This window comes from Methylococcus sp. EFPC2 (genome assembly GCF_016925495.1).
Taxonomy (GTDB): Bacteria; Pseudomonadota; Gammaproteobacteria; order Methylococcales; family Methylococcaceae; genus EFPC2.
The window spans coordinates 2,451,904-2,467,995 of record NZ_CP070491.1 but is presented as its reverse complement, the minus strand read 5'-3'; the positions used below and the strand labels follow the sequence as shown (position 1 = coordinate 2,467,995).

General features: G+C 63.4%; 12 protein-coding genes. 7 read left to right on the top strand and 5 right to left on the bottom strand.

Annotation, left to right across the window (positions count from 1 at the left end):
• The first annotated feature begins 72 nt into the window (after nt 1-72).
• Genes pheS through prmB form a run of 5 tightly spaced genes read left to right on the top strand, consistent with a single transcriptional unit; the run spans nt 73 to nt 5,857 of the window.
• On the top strand, nt 73-1,098 hold the full coding sequence (pheS, locus tag JWZ97_RS10435; protein ID WP_205428654.1) for a phenylalanine--tRNA ligase subunit alpha: 1,026 nt from the start codon (nt 73-75) through the stop codon (nt 1,096-1,098).
• A gap of 27 nt (nt 1,099-1,125) precedes the next feature.
• On the top strand, nt 1,126-3,504 hold the full coding sequence (gene pheT, locus JWZ97_RS10430) for a phenylalanine--tRNA ligase subunit beta (protein WP_205428652.1): 2,379 nt from the start codon (nt 1,126-1,128) through the stop codon (nt 3,502-3,504).
• Nucleotides 3,504-3,803, top strand: a complete 300-nt coding sequence (locus tag JWZ97_RS10425; protein ID WP_240342580.1) for an integration host factor subunit alpha — start codon at nt 3,504-3,506, stop codon at nt 3,801-3,803. Before pheT ends, JWZ97_RS10425 begins: the two co-directional genes overlap by 1 nt.
• A 43-nt stretch (nt 3,804-3,846) precedes the next feature.
• Nucleotides 3,847-4,878 (top strand): N-acetyl-gamma-glutamyl-phosphate reductase, encoded by a 1,032-nt coding sequence (argC, locus tag JWZ97_RS10420; protein ID WP_205428648.1) that lies wholly within the window; start codon nt 3,847-3,849, stop codon nt 4,876-4,878.
• 58 nt (nt 4,879-4,936) lie between these two features.
• On the top strand, nt 4,937-5,857 hold the full coding sequence (prmB, locus tag JWZ97_RS10415) for a 50S ribosomal protein L3 N(5)-glutamine methyltransferase (protein ID WP_205428646.1): 921 nt from the start codon (nt 4,937-4,939) through the stop codon (nt 5,855-5,857).
• 144 nt (nt 5,858-6,001) lie between these two features.
• Here the strand turns inward: prmB and JWZ97_RS10410 are convergent, their stop codons facing one another.
• The 5 genes from JWZ97_RS10410 to JWZ97_RS10390 all read right to left on the bottom strand — a co-directional run bounded on the left by JWZ97_RS10410 (nt 6,002) and on the right by JWZ97_RS10390 (nt 14,044).
• On the bottom strand, nt 6,002-6,418 hold the full coding sequence (locus tag JWZ97_RS10410; RefSeq protein ID WP_205428644.1) for a helix-hairpin-helix domain-containing protein: 417 nt from the start codon (nt 6,416-6,418) through the stop codon (nt 6,002-6,004).
• A gap of 118 nt (nt 6,419-6,536) precedes the next feature.
• Entirely contained in the window at nt 6,537-8,981 is a 2,445-nt protein-coding gene (locus JWZ97_RS10405) for an EAL domain-containing protein (RefSeq protein WP_205428642.1), read from the bottom strand.
• A gap of 27 nt (nt 8,982-9,008) precedes the next feature.
• Nucleotides 9,009-10,670, bottom strand: a complete 1,662-nt coding sequence (locus JWZ97_RS10400) for a diguanylate cyclase (protein WP_205428640.1) — start codon at nt 10,668-10,670, stop codon at nt 9,009-9,011.
• Between the two features lie 24 nt (nt 10,671-10,694).
• On the bottom strand, nt 10,695-11,090 hold the full coding sequence (locus JWZ97_RS10395; RefSeq protein WP_205428631.1) for a response regulator: 396 nt from the start codon (nt 11,088-11,090) through the stop codon (nt 10,695-10,697).
• On the bottom strand, nt 11,087-14,044 hold the full coding sequence (locus JWZ97_RS10390) for a CHASE domain-containing protein (protein ID WP_205428629.1): 2,958 nt from the start codon (nt 14,042-14,044) through the stop codon (nt 11,087-11,089). Before JWZ97_RS10390 ends, JWZ97_RS10395 begins: the two co-directional genes overlap by 4 nt.
• A 285-nt stretch (nt 14,045-14,329) precedes the next feature.
• Here JWZ97_RS10390 and galU point away from each other — a divergent pair, with 285 nt between their 5' ends.
• Both galU and JWZ97_RS10380 read left to right on the top strand, forming a co-directional pair.
• The gene (gene galU / locus JWZ97_RS10385; protein WP_205428621.1) at nt 14,330-15,208 is read left to right on the top strand and encodes a UTP--glucose-1-phosphate uridylyltransferase GalU; all 879 of its coding nucleotides are present in this window, start codon (nt 14,330-14,332) and stop codon (nt 15,206-15,208) included.
• Between the two features lie 26 nt (nt 15,209-15,234).
• The gene (locus JWZ97_RS10380; protein ID WP_205428620.1) at nt 15,235-16,074 is read left to right on the top strand and encodes an ATPase; all 840 of its coding nucleotides are present in this window, start codon (nt 15,235-15,237) and stop codon (nt 16,072-16,074) included.
• Nucleotides 16,075-16,092: the final 18 nt, after the last annotated feature.

The window sequence follows — 16,092 nt, the reverse complement described above, 5'->3', positions numbered from 1 at the left end:
CCCGCTTCGTGATCCCCGGGGAAGCCCGCGAGGCTTCCCCTTCCCTCCTATTATTCCCGTGCGAGCAGGGCAGTGACCGCTACCCTTGAAGACATACTCAGTCAGGCTCGTCAGCAGCTTGCAGACGCCCTCAGCCTGCCGGACCTGGACCAGGTTCGCGTCGAATACCTCGGCAAGAAAGGTTTGTTCACCGAGCGCATGAAAGCGCTGGGATCGCTCGACCCCGAGTCGCGCCGCGTCGTCGGACAGGCGGTCAATCAGGCTCGCGATGCCTTTCAGACCGCGCTGGAAGCGCGCAAGCTCGAACTGGAGGCGGCGGCTCTCGATGCGCGATTGGCGAGCGAGACCCTGGATGTGACCCTGCCCGGTCGCGGCCAGACTGGCGGCGGCTTGCATCCGGTTACCCTGACGCTTCGGCGCATCGCCCGCTTGTTCGGCAATGTCGGCTTCGAGGTCGTCGAGGGTCCCGAGATCGAGGACGACTACCACAATTTCGAAGCCCTCAATATCCCGGCGTCGCACCCCGCGCGGGCGATGCACGATACCTTTTATTTCGACGAACACACCCTGCTGCGCACTCATACCTCGCCCGTGCAGGTGAGGGTGATGCAGGCCGGGGAGCCGCCGTTTCGGGTGATTGCGCCGGGCCGGGTTTACCGTTGCGATTCCGACCTGACCCACACGCCCATGTTCCATCAGGTCGAGGGTTTCCTGGTCGACGAGCAGGTCAGTTTCGCCGACCTCAAGGGCATCTTGTACGAGTTCCTGCGCCTGTTTTTCGAGAAAGACATCCAGGTCCGTTTCAGGCCATCCTACTTTCCGTTCACCGAGCCGTCGGCCGAAGTCGACATCGAATGCGTGATCTGCGGCGGCGAAGGCTGTCGGGTCTGCAAGCATACGGGCTGGCTGGAGGTGATGGGCTGCGGCATGATCCACCCGCGGGTGTTCGGCTTCGTCGACATCGACACCGAGCGCTATTCGGGCTTCGCCTTCGGCATGGGCGTGGAGCGTCTCACCATGCTGCGCTACGGCATCAACGATCTGCGGCTGTTTTTCGAGAACGATCTCAAGTTCCTGCACCAGTTCAGGACCTCCTGAACCTTCCCATAGAGACGAGCATAACCCATGCGCTTTAGCGAGGCCTGGCTAAGAACTTACGTTCATCCCCCCGTGACGACGGAGCAACTGGTCGCACAACTGACCATGGCGGGCCTGGAAGTCGACGCGGTCGAACCGGTGGCTGGCGAATTCCGCGGTGTCGTGGTCGGCCATGTGCTGGAGGTCGAGCCACATCCCCAGGCCGACCGTTTGCGCGTGTGCCAGGTCGCGGCCGGGGGCGAGGCGCCTCTGACCATAGTCTGCGGGGCGCCCAACGTCACCGTCGGCATGAAAGCGCCTCTGGCTGTCGAAGGCGCGGTGCTGCCCGGCGGGATGAAGATCGGCAAGTCCAAGCTGCGCGGCGTGGAATCCTTCGGCATGCTTTGCTCGGCCCGTGAACTGGGTCTGGAGGAAGGGCAGGGCGGCTTGCTGGCTCTGCCGTCCGACGCTCCGGTCGGTGCCGACCTGCGCGCTTATCTGCAACTCGACGACGTCAGCCTGGAAGTCGATCTCACCCCCAATCGGGCGGATTGCCTGAGCGTGGAGGGCGTGGCCCGCGAAGTGGCCTTGCTGAACGGAATCGACCTGCCCGCACCGGATCAGCCATCCAGTCCGGTATCCATCGACGCCACCTTCCCCGTGCGGGTCGAGGCACCCGAGGCCAACCCGCGCTACCTGGGCCGGTTGATACGCGGGGTGAATCCGCAGGCGGCCGCGCCGATCTGGCTGCGCGAGCGTTTGCGGCGTTCCGGTTTGCGCTCGCTGGGGCCGGTGGTCGATGCGACCAATTACATCCTTCTGGAACTCGGCCAGCCCTTGCACGCCTTCGATGCGGCCAAGCTGCAGGGCGGCATACGGGTGCGCTACGGCGTGCCGGGCGAAACCCTGAAACTGCTCAACGATCAGGAAGTTGCACTGGAAAGCGACGTGCTGGTCATCGCCGACGAAAAGCGACCCCTGGCCCTGGCCGGCATCATGGGCGGGGCGGATAGCGCGGTGAGCGATGCGACCACCGACATCTTCCTGGAATGCGCGTTTTTCTCTCCGACGGCCATCATGGGTCGGGCGCGCCGCTACGGTTTGAACACCGATTCCTCTCATCGCTACGAGCGCGGAGTCGATCCCGAATTGCAGCGGCGCGCCATCGAGCGCGCCACCGAGTTGCTGCTGGAGATAGCCGGCGGTTCGGCCGGCCCCATCGTCGCCGCCGAATCCGAGCGCCATCTACCGGTCAGAGCGCCCATCGTCCTGCGGGCCGAACGCGTCGAGCGGCTGCTGGGGCTGAGCATCCCCCAGGATCAAACCGAGCGCCTGCTGAGCCGGCTCGGTTTGAAGCCGGAACGGCAAGCGGACGGCTGGACGGTGACGCCGCCCGGCTTCCGTTTCGATATCGCCATCGAGGCCGATCTGATCGAGGAAATCGGCCGGGTTTACGGCTACGACAACATACCCAAGCGCAGCCCCGCCAGTCATATCCAACTCCAGCCGACCTCGGAGGCCAAGTTGGACATCGAGCGCGTGAAGGACTTGCTGGTCGATCGCGGCTACCAGGAAGCCATCACTTACAGCTTCGTGGACGATGGCTTGCAGCATCGGGTCGAGCCGGATTTGGAAAGCATCGCCCTGAAGAACCCGATTTCGTCCGAACTGGCGGTGATGCGCACGGGCCTGTGGGTGGGACTGCTCGATGCGGCGCTGAAGAACCTCAACCGTCAGCAAGACCGGGTGCGCCTGTTCGAGACCGGTTTGCGCTTTACCCGGACGGGCGGAGGGATCAAACAGGAAAAATCGCTGGCCGGCCTGGTGCTGGGCGGCGCACACGAGGAACAGTGGGGCGAGAAAACCCGATCGGTGGATTTCTTTGATCTCAAAGCCGACGTGGAGGCCATATTCCGCCTGGCCGGGCATGAAAGCGCGGTGGAGTTCGTGCGCGGATCGCACCCGGCGCTGCATCCCGGCCAGAACGCCGAAATCCGGCTGGCCGGGCAGGCGCTGGGCCGGCTGGGCATGCTGCACCCCCGTCTGGAGGCCGAACTGGGCTTCGACGCCCGGGTTTTCCTGTTCGAATTCGCCCAGGAACCCTTGCTCACCCGGCCCGTCGCCCGCTTCGCCAGCTTGTCCAAATTCCCGCAGGTTCGCCGGGATCTTGCGGTGCTCGTCGATCAGGCCGTCCCGGTCGGCGGATTGCTGGAGGCCGTGCGGGCCCTGGACCCTCGGTTAATCCGGCAGGCTTTCGTGTTCGACGTTTATCAAGGGCCGGGGGTGGAATCCGGCAAGAAGAGCGTGGCACTGGGTCTGGTCATTCAGGACAAGACCGAAACGCTCACCGATGCCCGCGTCGATACGCTGGTAAGCGACGTATTGGCCCGCTTGTCACAAGATTTCTCGGCCAAATTGAGGGATTGATCATGGCGCTGACCAAAGCCGAACTGGTGGAAAAATTATTGACCACGCTGGCCTTGAACAAGCGAGACGCCAAACGGCTGGTCGACCAGTTTTTCGAGGAGATCAAGAACGCGCTCGAAGAGGGCGATCCGGTAAAGCTTTCCGGGTTCGGCAATTTCGACCTGCGCGACAAGAAGCAGCGCCCCGGACGCAATCCGAAAACGGGCGAAGAGATCCCCATCACCGCACGCCGCGTGGTCACCTTCAAACCCGGCCAGAAATTGAAGGCCAAGGTCGAAGTCCATCCCGAGTCTGAATAGGGATGGCCGTGCATCTCAGCGCCACACCGGGATCTCGACCGGCATGATACAAGCAGGCATAGTCGGCGGGACGGGCTATACCGGGGTCGAGTTGTTACGCATACTGGCCCTGCACCCCGACGTCGTTATCCGCGCGGTGACTTCCCGCGCCGACGCGGGCAGCCGGGTGGATGCGCTTTATCCCAATCTGCGCGGTTTTGTCGACGCCGTATTCAGCGAACCGGACATCGAGGCGCTGAGCGGATGCGACGTGGTGTTTTTCGCCACCCCCAATGGCACGGCGATGCGGATGGCCCCGCAACTGCTCGAGCGGGGCGTGAAAGTCATCGATCTGGCTGCCGACTTCCGCCTGCGGGATCCCGCCGTTTGGGAGCAGTGGTATGGTGAGCCGCATGCCTGCCCCGATTTGTTGCAGGAGGCCGTCTACGGTCTGCCCGAAGTCAATCGCGAGGCCCTACGGTCGGCGCGCGTCGTCGCCAATCCGGGTTGCTACCCGACTGCGGTGCAATTGGGCCTGTTGCCCTTGATCGAAGCGGGATGGGTGCACCCGGACGGTCTCGTCGCCGACGCGAAGTCCGGCGTCAGCGGCGCCGGTCGCAAGGCCGAGATTGCCAACCTGATGAGCGAAACCGGCGAAAGTTTCAAGGCTTACGGAGTCCCCGGGCATCGTCATCTGCCGGAAATCCGCCAGGGTCTCGAACTTGCCGCCGGCCAGTCGGTGGGACTGACTTTCGTACCTCATCTGTTGCCCATGATACGCGGCATCCACGCCACCCTTTACGCCCGCCTCAAAGGCGAAGCCGGCGACCTGCAGGACTTGTATGAAAGCCGCTACCGAGGCGAGGCTTTCGTCGATGTGCTGCCGGCCGGCTCGCATCCGGACACGCGCAACGTGCGCGGCGCCAACCGCTGCCAGATCGCCGTACACAGGCCGCAAGGCGGCGATACGGTCGTGATCCTGTCGGTGATCGACAATCTGGTGAAAGGCGCGGCCGGCCAAGCGGTGCAGAATCTTAACCTGATGTTCGGTCTCGACGAGCGCGCCGGGCTGCGCGCCATCGGTCTATATCCCTAGCCTTTCCCCTTCGGTCGCCCGGTGTACTCGGGTGCCGAGCTCAACGTTCGGAGTTCCCATGAGTGAATTCGAGGCCGTCACGGCCCATCTCACCACGCTGCGCGACTACATCCGCTGGGGCGCCAGCCGTTTCAACGCCGCCGGGCTGTTTTTCGGACACGGCACCGCGAGCGCGACCGATGAAGCCGCCGCGCTGGTACTGCACGCCATCCACCAGCCGCACGACTTGCCGGCCGGCTATTTCAACTGCGTGCTGGCGCCGGATGAGCGGGCACGCGTCGTCGAGTTGCTGGAACGCCGCATCGCCGAGCGCAAGCCGGCGGCCTATCTGATCGGCGAGGCCTGGTTCTGCGGCCTGCCCTTTCATGTCGACGAAAACGTGCTGGTACCGCGCTCGCCCATCGCCGAATTGATCGAACAGCAATTCAGCCCCTGGGTCAGCGAGCCGGATACGGTCACCGACCTCCTCGATCTTTGCACCGGTTCGGGTTGCATCGCCATCGCCAGCGCCTTGGCTTTCCCCGATGCCGCGGTGGATGCCGCCGACATTTCCCCTGCGGCCTTGGCCGTGGCGCGGCGCAACATCGTTCGGCACGAAGTGGAGGATAGGGTGCGCGCGGTCGAATCCGACTTGTTTAGCTCACTGGGCGACAAACGTTACGATTTGATCGTCAGCAATCCGCCCTACGTGGCCACCGCCGAGTGGCAGTCCCTGCCGCCCGAATATCACGCGGAACCCAAGTTGGGCCTGGAGTCAGGAGTCGACGGTCTGGATTGCGTGCGGCGCATTCTGCGCGAGGCCGAGGCTCATTTGAAGCCGGAAGGCTTGCTCATCGTCGAGGTCGGCAGCAGCGCGGAAGCGCTGGAAGAGGCTTATCCCGACCTTCCTTTCTGCTGGCTGGATTTCGAGCGCGGTGGGGATGGGGTGTTTCTGGTCACCGCCGAGCAGTTGCGGGCCAGTCGGCATCAGTTGAACTGAGGGCGAGCCGCGGCTTGCCTTGCTCATTGCCGTTCCGGCGCGATTTTCGGACATGCCCGTCACGTGTGACGGGCATGGATAGACACGCCGCGACGCCGGTTGTGTGCCATGACGGAGACACCGCCATGCGTGCGGGAGGCGAGGTTATTTCCGCGGCGAAGGAGGCGCCGGTGGCACGGCGGCGGGTTTGGCGGGTACGGCGGGCTGGGCAGGCACGGCGGGCGTAGCCGGCTGCGCGGGAGGTTTGGCAGGAACGGCCGGAATCGCCGGAGTGGCCGGGGTAGCCGATGGAACGGCGCCGCCCACAACGATCTTGTCGCGGTTTTTCGCGATGAGAGCGGCTTTGATGCCTTTGACGCGCGCCAGATCATCCACGGATTTGAACGCGCCGTTTGTTTCACGGTCTTTGACGATGGCTTCGGCCTTGGCCTTGCCTATTCCGCTCAAGGTGGTGGCGATTTGCTCGGCGGTTGCGGAGTTGATATCGACGGGTTCCGCCATCGCGGCCGCCTGGGCCAATGCCAGCACCAATCCCAATAAAAGCCTTTTGAAAATAGTCATCGTGATTCCTTCCTTCCATATGATTGAGTGAAATAACAGCCTTTTGATGCAAAGGCCGAATTCACCATAATCAACTGGCCCCGATATTTCAACCGCGGACGCGAGCGGCGGTCACTCGTCACGACGCCCGGTCATTCCCCCGCCGGCAGAACTCCCACAATTCCCCGGCAGGCAGGGGCGGGCTGATGAAATAGCCCTGTGCCTCGTGGCAGTTGCATTCACGCAGGAAGTGCCACTGCTCTTCGGTTTCCACCCCTTCGGCGGTTACCTGGAGGGAAAAACTTTCCGCGAGCGCGATGACGGCCTTGGCGATGGCGATGTCCTGATGGTCGCGGGGAATGTCGGAAATGAAGGAACGGTCGATCTTCAGCTTGTCCACCGGGAACCGCTTGAGATAACCGAGCGACGAATACCCGGTGCCGAAATCGTCGATGGCCAGCCTGACGCCCAGGGATTTCAGTTCGTCCAGGATGCGCACCGAATCCGCAGCCGTTTCCATGAGGGTGCTCTCGGTGATTTCCAGTTCCAGGCGGTCTCCCGGCAGACCGGTGGATTGCAGGACTTCGGCCACGTTTTCCACCAGACCATGGCGAAACTGGCGTGCGGAGACATTGACCGCCACCTTGAGCGACAGTCCCGCCGAGGCCCACTCCTGGGTTTGCCGGCAGGCCTGATGCATGGCCCACAGGCCCAGTCGTTCTATCAGGCCGGTTTCTTCGGCCAGCGGAATGAACTTGGCTGGCGGCATGAGTCCGGCGACGGGATGGCGCCAGCGCAGCAAAGCTTCCACGCCCACGATTTGGTTGTCGCTCAGGCGGGTCAGAGGCTGGTAATGAAGTTCGAATTCACCCCGTTCGAGCGCCTGATGCATCTGGTTTTCCAGAGTGAATCGCTCGGCGCTGGCTGCCGTCATGGTGTGGTCGAAGAACTGGTAACCGTTTTTGCCCAGATTCTTGACGCGGTACATGGCCATTTCGGCGTATTGCAGCAGGGCCGTGACATCGATGCCGTCACGCGGATACAGGCTGATGCCGATGCTCACGCTGACCGTTATCTCATGGCCGGCCAGGGCGACCGGTCGGCTCATGGCCGCCAGTATCTTCTGTGCCACCAGGCCGGGATCCACCGTTTCTCCGCCCTGGCTCGACAGGATGAGGCCGAATTCGTCGCCCCCCATGCGGGCCAATATGTCCTGGCTGCGCACCGTTTGGCGCAAGCGTTCCGCCACTTCGGCCAATAGCTTGTCGCCTGCCGTCGGGCCCAGGGTATCGTTGACATGTTTGAAGCGGTCCAGGTCGAGCAGAAGTATCGCCACCTGCCGGTCTTCCTGCCGGGCTTGCTGGATGCCGTGTTGCAGATGGGCCTGGAACAGCAGCCGGTTGGGCAGGCCGGTCAAGGCGTCGTGCTGGGTGAGAAAGGCCAGTCTTTCCTCGGATTGCTTGACCTGGCTGATGTCGGCGTATACGCCCACGTAGTGTGCGACTACGCCATGGCTGTCGGTTACCGCTCGGATGGTCAGCCATTGCGGAAAAATTTCACCGTCCTTGCGCCTGTTCCACATTTCGCCGCTCCAGATGCCCGATTCGTCGAGCACTTGCCGGACAGCCTTATAAAATGCCTGATCGTGGCGCCCGGACTTGAGCAAGGCCGGCGTCTGACCGAGGATTTCATCCAGGGCGTAGCCGCTGATGCGGCTGAAGGCATCGTTGCTGTCGATGATGCGGTAAGAGGCGTCGGTCACCAGTACGCCTTCGTTGGTGCTGGCGTAGACCGCTTCGGCTTGGCGCAATCGCTCTTCCATTTTCTTGCGCGCGCGGTCGTCGTGCAGCAATAAGACGGTGCCGACGATTCGGTCGTCGTCGGCGTGGATGCGATTCCCGCTGATGCGCACCGGTATGGATGAGCCTTCGGCCTGGACGAGATCCAAGTCGCCTTCCATTTCCAGACGCCCTTCGGCTTCGAGCCGGTAAAGCAGCCGCTCGGTCCAGGGCCTGCCGGCCACGGCCTGGCGCAGAGGCAAGACCTGGACCGCGTCCTTGCCCAGCAGTTCCGATGCGGGCCGGCCTATCAGCTGTTCGGCGGCCGCATTGACCTGAAATACGCGGCCTTCCAGATCGTAAGCCAGCACGCCCTCGCTGAGGGACAGCAGGGCGGCATTCAGCCTCGCCTGCTCCTTGAGCCGGGATTCGGCGCTGCGCTTGTAGAACGCCATGCTCAATACGGCCAGCAGTTCCCGCTGTTCGACGGGTTTGATGATATAGCCCAGGGGCTCGGTGATCTTGGCGCGTTCGAGGAAGTCCGGTGCGGTGTAGGCGGTAAGGTAAATCACCGGGATGTCGAAGCGGCGCCGTATGGTTTCGGCGGCGGCGATGCCGTCCACGGGACCTTCCAGGACGATGTCCATCAGCACCAGATCGGGCTTAAGATCGGCGGCGAGCCGGACCGCTTCGCCCCCGCGCCCGGTGATGCCAACGCAGGCGTAGCCCAGTGACTCCAGCTTGTGGCGCAGATGCTCGGCCAGCATGGGGTCGTCGTCGACGATCAGGATGCGTTTGGTTTCCATACAGTCTCGCGGTACGGGTAGGACGGGCTAGGCGCCGCCGTTCGGTTCAATGTCGTCGCCCAGCTTTTTGGCCCGGCGCAGGGCGCGGTCGGCGGTTTGCAGCAGCATGTCCATGCTGGTACACGCGGGGAACTCCGCCAGCCCTGCGCTAAAAGTGGCGCCGAAGTTTCCGTGTTCTCCGTCCGGAAGCGAATGCCGCAGTGCAGCAAAAGCGGCGCGTGTATTCTCTATCACCGTGCGGGCGGCGTCGACGGGCGTTTCGGGCATCAGGATGGCGATGCGGCCGCCGTCGTAGCGTCCCGCGATATCCGTACGCCTTAACCTAGTCCGCAACACCCGTGCCAGGGTACTCAGCACACGGTCCCCGACCAAGTGGCCGTGCGCGTCGTTGATCTGCGCGCAAGCGTCCAGTTCTGCAAAGCCCAGGCTGAGGGTGAGACCGTGGCGCTGGGCACGGGCCACTTCCCGCTCCAGAAGGTCCATGTAGGTGGCGTGGTTGAGCAGTCCGGTCAGCCGGTCCTTGTACATCAGGGCGTCGTAGCGGCGGGCGCGCAGGGCGTGGGCTTCGACCGTGGCGACCAAGTGTTCGGCGTCCATCGGTTCGCTCAGGAAATCGTCGCCCCCCATGCGCACGGCGTCGAGACGCCGCTTCGCGTCCGGCTCCGCCGAGTGGAACACAATGGCGACGCCGGCGAAATGCGCATGCTGACGTATCACATGGGCCAGTTCCATGCCGCTGCAGCCCGGCAACCGGACATCGAGCAGGATCAGCTCCGGCTTGAATTCCGCCGCGGCGCTCAGGATGTCCAGCGGGTCGGCGAGTATCCGTGTTTCCATTTTTGCGCGTATCAGTATCAGCGCGTGGTGATAGGCGGCGTATTCGTCGTCATCGACGATCAGCACCCGGTAAGGGGCGGCGGGGCTGCGGTCGGTCAATTCGTGCAGCCGATCCGGCAGACTGTCGAGATCGGCGGGGTCGACCAGGCAGGCCGCGCCGCCGGCCCGGGCCGCGGCCAGGCGCGCGCGGATGTCGTCGCTCCGGGCGAGAAAGATGACGGGTGGCGGGTGGTGGGCGAGCGCTTCATGCCATTCCCGTAATGCCCGGATGCCGGCGCCGTCGTTGGCATTCGGGCCGATGCCGGCCAGGATGGCGATGGGCGCCGTACGACCGAGATTGGGGCCGATGCCCTCGGCCGGGATGCGCTGCGTATCGTATCCGTAGGGTTCCAGCCGTTGCGCCAGGCGGGCGCATGTGTCCGGTTCCAGGTCCACCAGCCAGACGACCGCTTCCCTGGGTATCCCGGGCCGCACCGGGACGGTCGGCGAAGCCGGGACCTTATCCGGAAAGGGGGGGCGGTCTTGGGCGGTCACTCCCAGTTCGCGGATGGCGTGTTCGATGGCCTCGCGCTGGCTTTCCGCTGCGGGCTGCGCGGGTGTCAGCCGGTTGAAGCAGGTCTCGAGCCGTCGTGCCGTAGCCGATATCGCCGGATAGCCGAAGGTGGCTCCGGAACCCGCCAGGGTATGAGCCTGGCGGGCCAGTTCTGACAAACGTTCGGGGGTGGGGTCGGCCAGCCAGCGCAGCCATTCCACTTTCAGCGCCTCGATTTTACCGGGGAGGCTGAGCGCGTAGTTTTCGTGTAGCGCCCGCAAACCGGCTTCGACGTCGCGGGTCCTTGCTTCCGATGGCACGGTAAGCCTCCAGTGCAAATTGGGTCAGTCGGCATCGCGCTGCAGGCGATCCCAGGTGGCTTGTACGGTGGTGGCCAGGGTCATGGGGTCGAAAGGCTTGGCGATCACGTCCGCGACGCCGAGCGACAAGAAATGACGGATTTCCGCGGGTTGCACCTTAGCCGTCATGAACACGACCGGCGTGGCCGCCAAATCCGGCAGGCGGCGGAGTTCCGCCAGCGTGCTCGGTCCGTCCATGCCCGGCATCATCACATCCAGCACGATCAGGTCGGGGCGGTAGGCGGCCGCCTCGCGCAGCGCTTCATGTCCGTCGCCACACACCTTAACATCGTAGCCGCCGAGCATTTCCAGGGCCATCCGGGCGACCGTCTGTATATCCGGCTCGTCCTCGACATAAAGTATTTTCCTGAGTTCTGTCATGGCGAGTCACCATTTCCGTTGGCCAACAGTGCGCGTATGGTTTCGATCAGGTGCAGGCTCTCGGTCCTGCTCTTGACCAATTGGGCGCCGACCCGCTCGCGCAGTTCGTCTTGCGGTTCCCTGGCGGAAAAGATTACCACAGGCGTGGGCGGCAGCATGCCGCTCAAGCGGGGAAGCAGGTCCAGGCCGGAACCGTCCGGCAGGCCGATGTCGAGGATCACTAGATCGAAATGGCGGCGATCCAGCGCCGCTTCGGCCTCCGCCAGGGTTGCGGCCGGCTCGACCTCGGCGAATTCGCGCAGTTGGGCGGCGACGACTTCCTGGAGGTCGGCGTCGTCTTCGACGTGCAGCACCGCCGCTTTCTGTCCGGCCCGCCTTTTCACGCCTCCCCGCACCGCTTCGATCAGGCGCCGCTCGTCGATGGGCTTGCTCAGCCAGTCGGCCACCGCCACGGCGTTGCCGCTGATTTCGCGTCTCGCCTGGTCGGCGATCGCCGAAACCACGATCACCGGCAAACGGGCCGTGTGTTCCCCGCGGCGCAGCTCGTCCAGCAGGCTGAGCCCGCTGAGCCCGGGCAACAGCAGGTCGAGGGTCATCGCGGCATAAACTTCCGTGGCCAAGCGCTTCCGGGCTTCCTCGGCGTCATGGGCAATGACGGCCGCATAGCCGTTTTTCTCCAGCATCAGGCGCAGCAATTGGGCGATATCGGGATCGTCCTCGACCACCAGAATATTCGGGCCTGGCGCCTGGGTGGTGGCCGCCGCCGGTTCGGGGCTGTCCAGCCGGGGCAGATCCACGTGAAAGCGCGTGCCATGGCCGGCTTCGGTTTCATACCCCAAGCGGCCGCCGAAATGCTCGACGATGGCCTTGCTGATGGCCAGACCCAGACCGGTGCCGCCTTTACGGCGGCTGTCGGTGGAGTCAGCTTGGGCGAACTTTTCGAACAGGCGGGGCCGGAAACTCTCCGGTATGCCGGGGCCGGTGTCCACGACCGAAATCCGCACGTTTTCGGCGGTCGCCTGCACGGCGACTTGCACCCGGCCGCCGGGTGGGGAGAACTTGACGGCATTGGAGAGCAGATTGGTCATGACCTGCATGAAGCGGTCGTTGTCGGCCATGACGTGGAGCTCGGATGTGCCGTTCTCGACCAACTCGATATTTACGTCGGCCTGCCGGGCATACAGCCGGTTGGTTTCTATGGCCTGCCGTATCAGCGGCATCAGCGCTTGGGAACGCAGTTGGAAGTTCATTTTCCCCGATTCGATCTTCTCCATGTCCAGTATGTCGTTGATCAGGCGTACCAGGCGCTCGCAATTGTTGGCGGCGATGTCGAGCAGCTTGCGCACGGGTTCCGCCAATGGCCCCATGGCGCCGCCCGCGATCAGGCCGAGCGAGCCTCGGATGGCGGTCAATGGCGTGCGCAGTTCGTGGCTGACGGTGGAGACGAATTCGGATTTAAGCCGTTCGACCCGCTTGCGTTCGGCGATGTCGCGGACGATGCCGATGAACAGGCGTTCGTCTTCGTCCACCGCGACTTCGCTGACCGCCAGTTCCAGCGGAAAGATTTCTCCGTCGCGCCGGCGTCCCTCGACCTCGACTATGCGGCCGATGATCCCATGTTCGCCGGTATCGAGATAATGTCTAAGCATTTCCTGGTGCCGGCTGCGATGTGATTCGGCCATCAGACTAAACACCGGTTGGCCGAGCAATTCGTGCGCCGCATAGCCGAAGATGTTTTCGGCGGCCGGATTGAGCGACCGTATGATGCCGTTCTGGTCGGCGGCGATGATGCCGTCCAGGGCGGTATCCAGTATGTTGCGCAAACGCCCTTCGCTCAGTTGCAGATCGTGCAGGGTCGTTTTCAGGGATTCCCGCGAGCGCTGCAGTTCGCCGGTGCGTGTCTGCACCTCCTGTTCGATCAGCCGGCTGCGTTCGACGATTTGCCGCATATAGGCGGCGAGCAGGGCGGTCGTAGCCAGTCCCGCCAGCAACACCACCCAGGATAACCAGAAGCTGAGGTCGTCGTAGGGCGTGCGCTGCGACCGCAGGTGGAGGGTCAGGTGCCGGTCGGCTAGGCGCAGGGTGAGCAGGCTTTCGGCGGGAGGGATCAGGCGGGTCCATGGGTTCTCGTCCGCCCGCGCATTTTTGCGGTACAGCAGGCGTTTGCCGGGCGAATCGAGATCGGAATCGTAAAACGCGAGGTCCATGGGCTTCAAGTCGGCGGTGGCCCGCTCGATCAGGGTTTCGATGCGGAACACGCCGATCACGAACCCCGTGCACGCCGCATGGCGCTGTTCCGCGGTGGCGGTCGGTTGGCCCGGCGCATACAGCGGGTGTATGGCCAGGAAGCCATAGCGATCGTTATTTTCCTGCATGGGGACGAGCGGCGGCGAGGCGACCATCTTCCCGCTGTCCCGCGCGGCGTCGAGCGCGGCGCGGCGCGAGGGCAGGGAGCCCAGGTCGGCGCCCAGCAAGCCTTCGTTCCCCGCCGCCGGCTCCAGGAAAACGATGGGAAAGAGTTCGCTGTCCAGCCAGTCTTCCTCGTCGGTCCCGAAAGGGTTCACGCGAAATCCGGGCAATTCGGCCCGCACGGCCAGTTCGAAGTCGCGGACCTGGTCACGCGGGACGCGGGGCACCCATTCCGCGGCGACCAATCCGGGCGAATGAGCGATTGCGGCTTGGGCGAAGGAGGCGAATTCACTCCGATCCACCCGATCCGAAGCGTTGAACAGGGCGGCCAGCGCCCAGACGCTGCCCAGGCTCTGGTCCAGTTCCTGGTAAAGCGCGGCTTCATACTGGTGGACCAAACGATCGAATTCCGACTGCCGCAGCTGGGCATCCCAGCGCCAGACAAGCAGGAAAGCGAGCAGGGAAATCGACAGGCCAGCGAGTTTCAGCCGGGTGATCGTCGCGGGATGGGGTTTGCGAGGTGAGGAATCGTTCGGGCCATTCATGGTGATAGTCGCGTTCGATGCACAGGCTTAAACCGGCCCCAGACTATGCGAGCCCGCGGCGCTCTTCCGGTCGCTGCGTTTCCAAGCGGGAACGCAGCGACCGGGCACCCACAGCCTACCCGAAAGCGGATAATATATGCCGGCTGTCCCCTATCCGCCGCCGCCATGGTCTCCGATCTCGTTTGACATTACGCCGCAATTACCCGCAAGGTCCGCAGACCTGAGCGGACCTTGATTTGTTCCAACTGTGAAAATCAGCCCAAAAACCTACGAAGGTATGAACGCATGAAAAAAGTCGTAAGAAAAGCGGTATTTCCGGTTGCCGGCCTGGGAACGCGCTTCCTGCCCGCCACCAAGGCGAATCCGAAAGAAATGCTGCCGGTGGTCGACAAGCCCTTGATCCAGTATGCCGTGGAAGAGGCGGTGGCTGCCGGCATCGAGGTGATGGTATTCATCACCGGCCGCAGCAAGCGGGCCATTTCCGACCATTTCGACAAGGCCTATGAGCTGGAAAACGAGCTGAGCCTCAAGGGCAAGACCGAAACGCTGAAAATCGTACAGAACATCGTGCCGCCGCACGTCACCTGCGTGCACATCCGCCAGTCCGAAGCCCTGGGGCTGGGCCACGCCGTGGGTCGCGCCCGGGCGGTCATCGGCGACGAACCTTTTGCCGTCCTCCTGGCCGACGACATGATAGACGACGACGCGACCGGCTGCCTCAACCAGATGATCAAGGTCTTCGACGAGTGGCAGTGTTCGGTGTTGGGCGTAGAGCGCGTCGACCCGTCGGAAACGCAAAGCTATGGCATCGTCCGTTCCAACTCCATAGGCAGCAGCCTGGGGCGGGTGGAAGAAATCGTCGAGAAGCCGGCCCCCGAGAAAGCGCCTTCCAATCTGGCGGTGGTCGGACGTTACATCCTCACCCCGGCCATTTTCGACAGGCTCGAAAACGTCACCAAGGGTGCGGGCGGTGAAATCCAGCTCACCGATGCCATCGCGGCCCTGCTCAAGAACGAGCCGGTGCTGTCTTACGAGTTCCACGGCCGCCGTTACGACTGCGGTTCCAAGCTGGGCTATCTGATCGCCACGGTGGAACAGGGGTTGAAGCATCCGGAACTCAAGGCGAGCTTCCGCGAATATCTGCGTACGCTAGACCTCGAATAATTCGGAGCTGACGGAAAAGTCCCATCATGAAAATGAGCCCTCAGGACTTCCTGGACTGGGAGTCCAAACGCATCACCTTGCTGGGCATGTCCGGCGTGGGTAAAACCACGCTGGCCGACAAGCTGCCCAAGCAGCGCTGGTTTCACTATTCCGGCGACTATCGCATCGGCACCCGCTACCTGGGCGAGCCTATCGACGACAACATCAAGCGCCAGGCCATGGAGATCCCCTTCCTGCGCGATTTGCTGCGCTCGGACTCCATCTATATCCGCAGCAACATCACTGTGGACAACCTGACGCCCGTCTCGACCTTCCTGGGCAAGCTCGGCGATCCGGCTAGGGGTGGCTTGAGCCTCAAGGAGTTCAAGCGCCGCCAGTCCCTGCATCATACGGCGGAGATCGCCGCGATGCGCGACGTGCCGGATTTCATCGCCAAGGCGTCCGACATCTACGACTACAAGCACTTCATCAACGATGCCGGCGGCAGCGTGTGCGAATTGGACGACCCGGAGACCCTGGAGATCCTGGCGGAGCACACCCTCATCGTTTATATCCGCACCAGTCCCGAGTTGGAGCAGATACTGATCGAGCGTGCGGCCCGCGATCCCAAGCCCTTGTATTACCGCGAGGAATTTCTCGACGAACAATTGGCCGTCTACATGGCCGAGCGGGGGCTGGACGACATCGAGCGCATCGCTCCCGACGATTTCGTGACCTGGGTTTTTCCACGCTTGTTCCGCGCGCGCCTGCCGCGCTACCAGGCCATCGCCGACCAATATGGTTACACGGTGGACGTGCAGGATGTGGCGCAGGTGAACGACGAACAGGATTTCCTGCAATTGCTGGCGCGCGCGCTGGCCGCCTGAAGCATTCCGGAGGTAGTT

Excerpts from the sequence above, each read along its gene's own strand:
- pheT (WP_205428652.1), top strand. The coding sequence starts at position 1,126 with ATGCGCTTTAGCGAGGCCTGGCTAAGAACTTACGTTCATCCCCCCGTG.
- argC (WP_205428648.1), top strand. The coding sequence starts at position 3,847 with ATGATACAAGCAGGCATAGTCGGCGGGACGGGCTATACCGGGGTCGAG.
- prmB (WP_205428646.1), top strand. The coding sequence starts at position 4,937 with ATGAGTGAATTCGAGGCCGTCACGGCCCATCTCACCACGCTGCGCGAC.
- JWZ97_RS10410 (WP_205428644.1), bottom strand. The coding sequence starts at position 6,418 with ATGACTATTTTCAAAAGGCTTTTATTGGGATTGGTGCTGGCATTGGCC.
- JWZ97_RS10405 (WP_205428642.1), bottom strand. The coding sequence starts at position 8,981 with ATGGAAACCAAACGCATCCTGATCGTCGACGACGACCCCATGCTGGCC.
- JWZ97_RS10395 (WP_205428631.1), bottom strand. The coding sequence starts at position 11,090 with ATGACAGAACTCAGGAAAATACTTTATGTCGAGGACGAGCCGGATATA.
- JWZ97_RS10390 (WP_205428629.1), bottom strand. The coding sequence starts at position 14,044 with ATGAATGGCCCGAACGATTCCTCACCTCGCAAACCCCATCCCGCGACG.
- galU (WP_205428621.1), top strand. The coding sequence starts at position 14,330 with ATGAAAAAAGTCGTAAGAAAAGCGGTATTTCCGGTTGCCGGCCTGGGA.
- JWZ97_RS10380 (WP_205428620.1), top strand. The coding sequence starts at position 15,235 with ATGAAAATGAGCCCTCAGGACTTCCTGGACTGGGAGTCCAAACGCATC.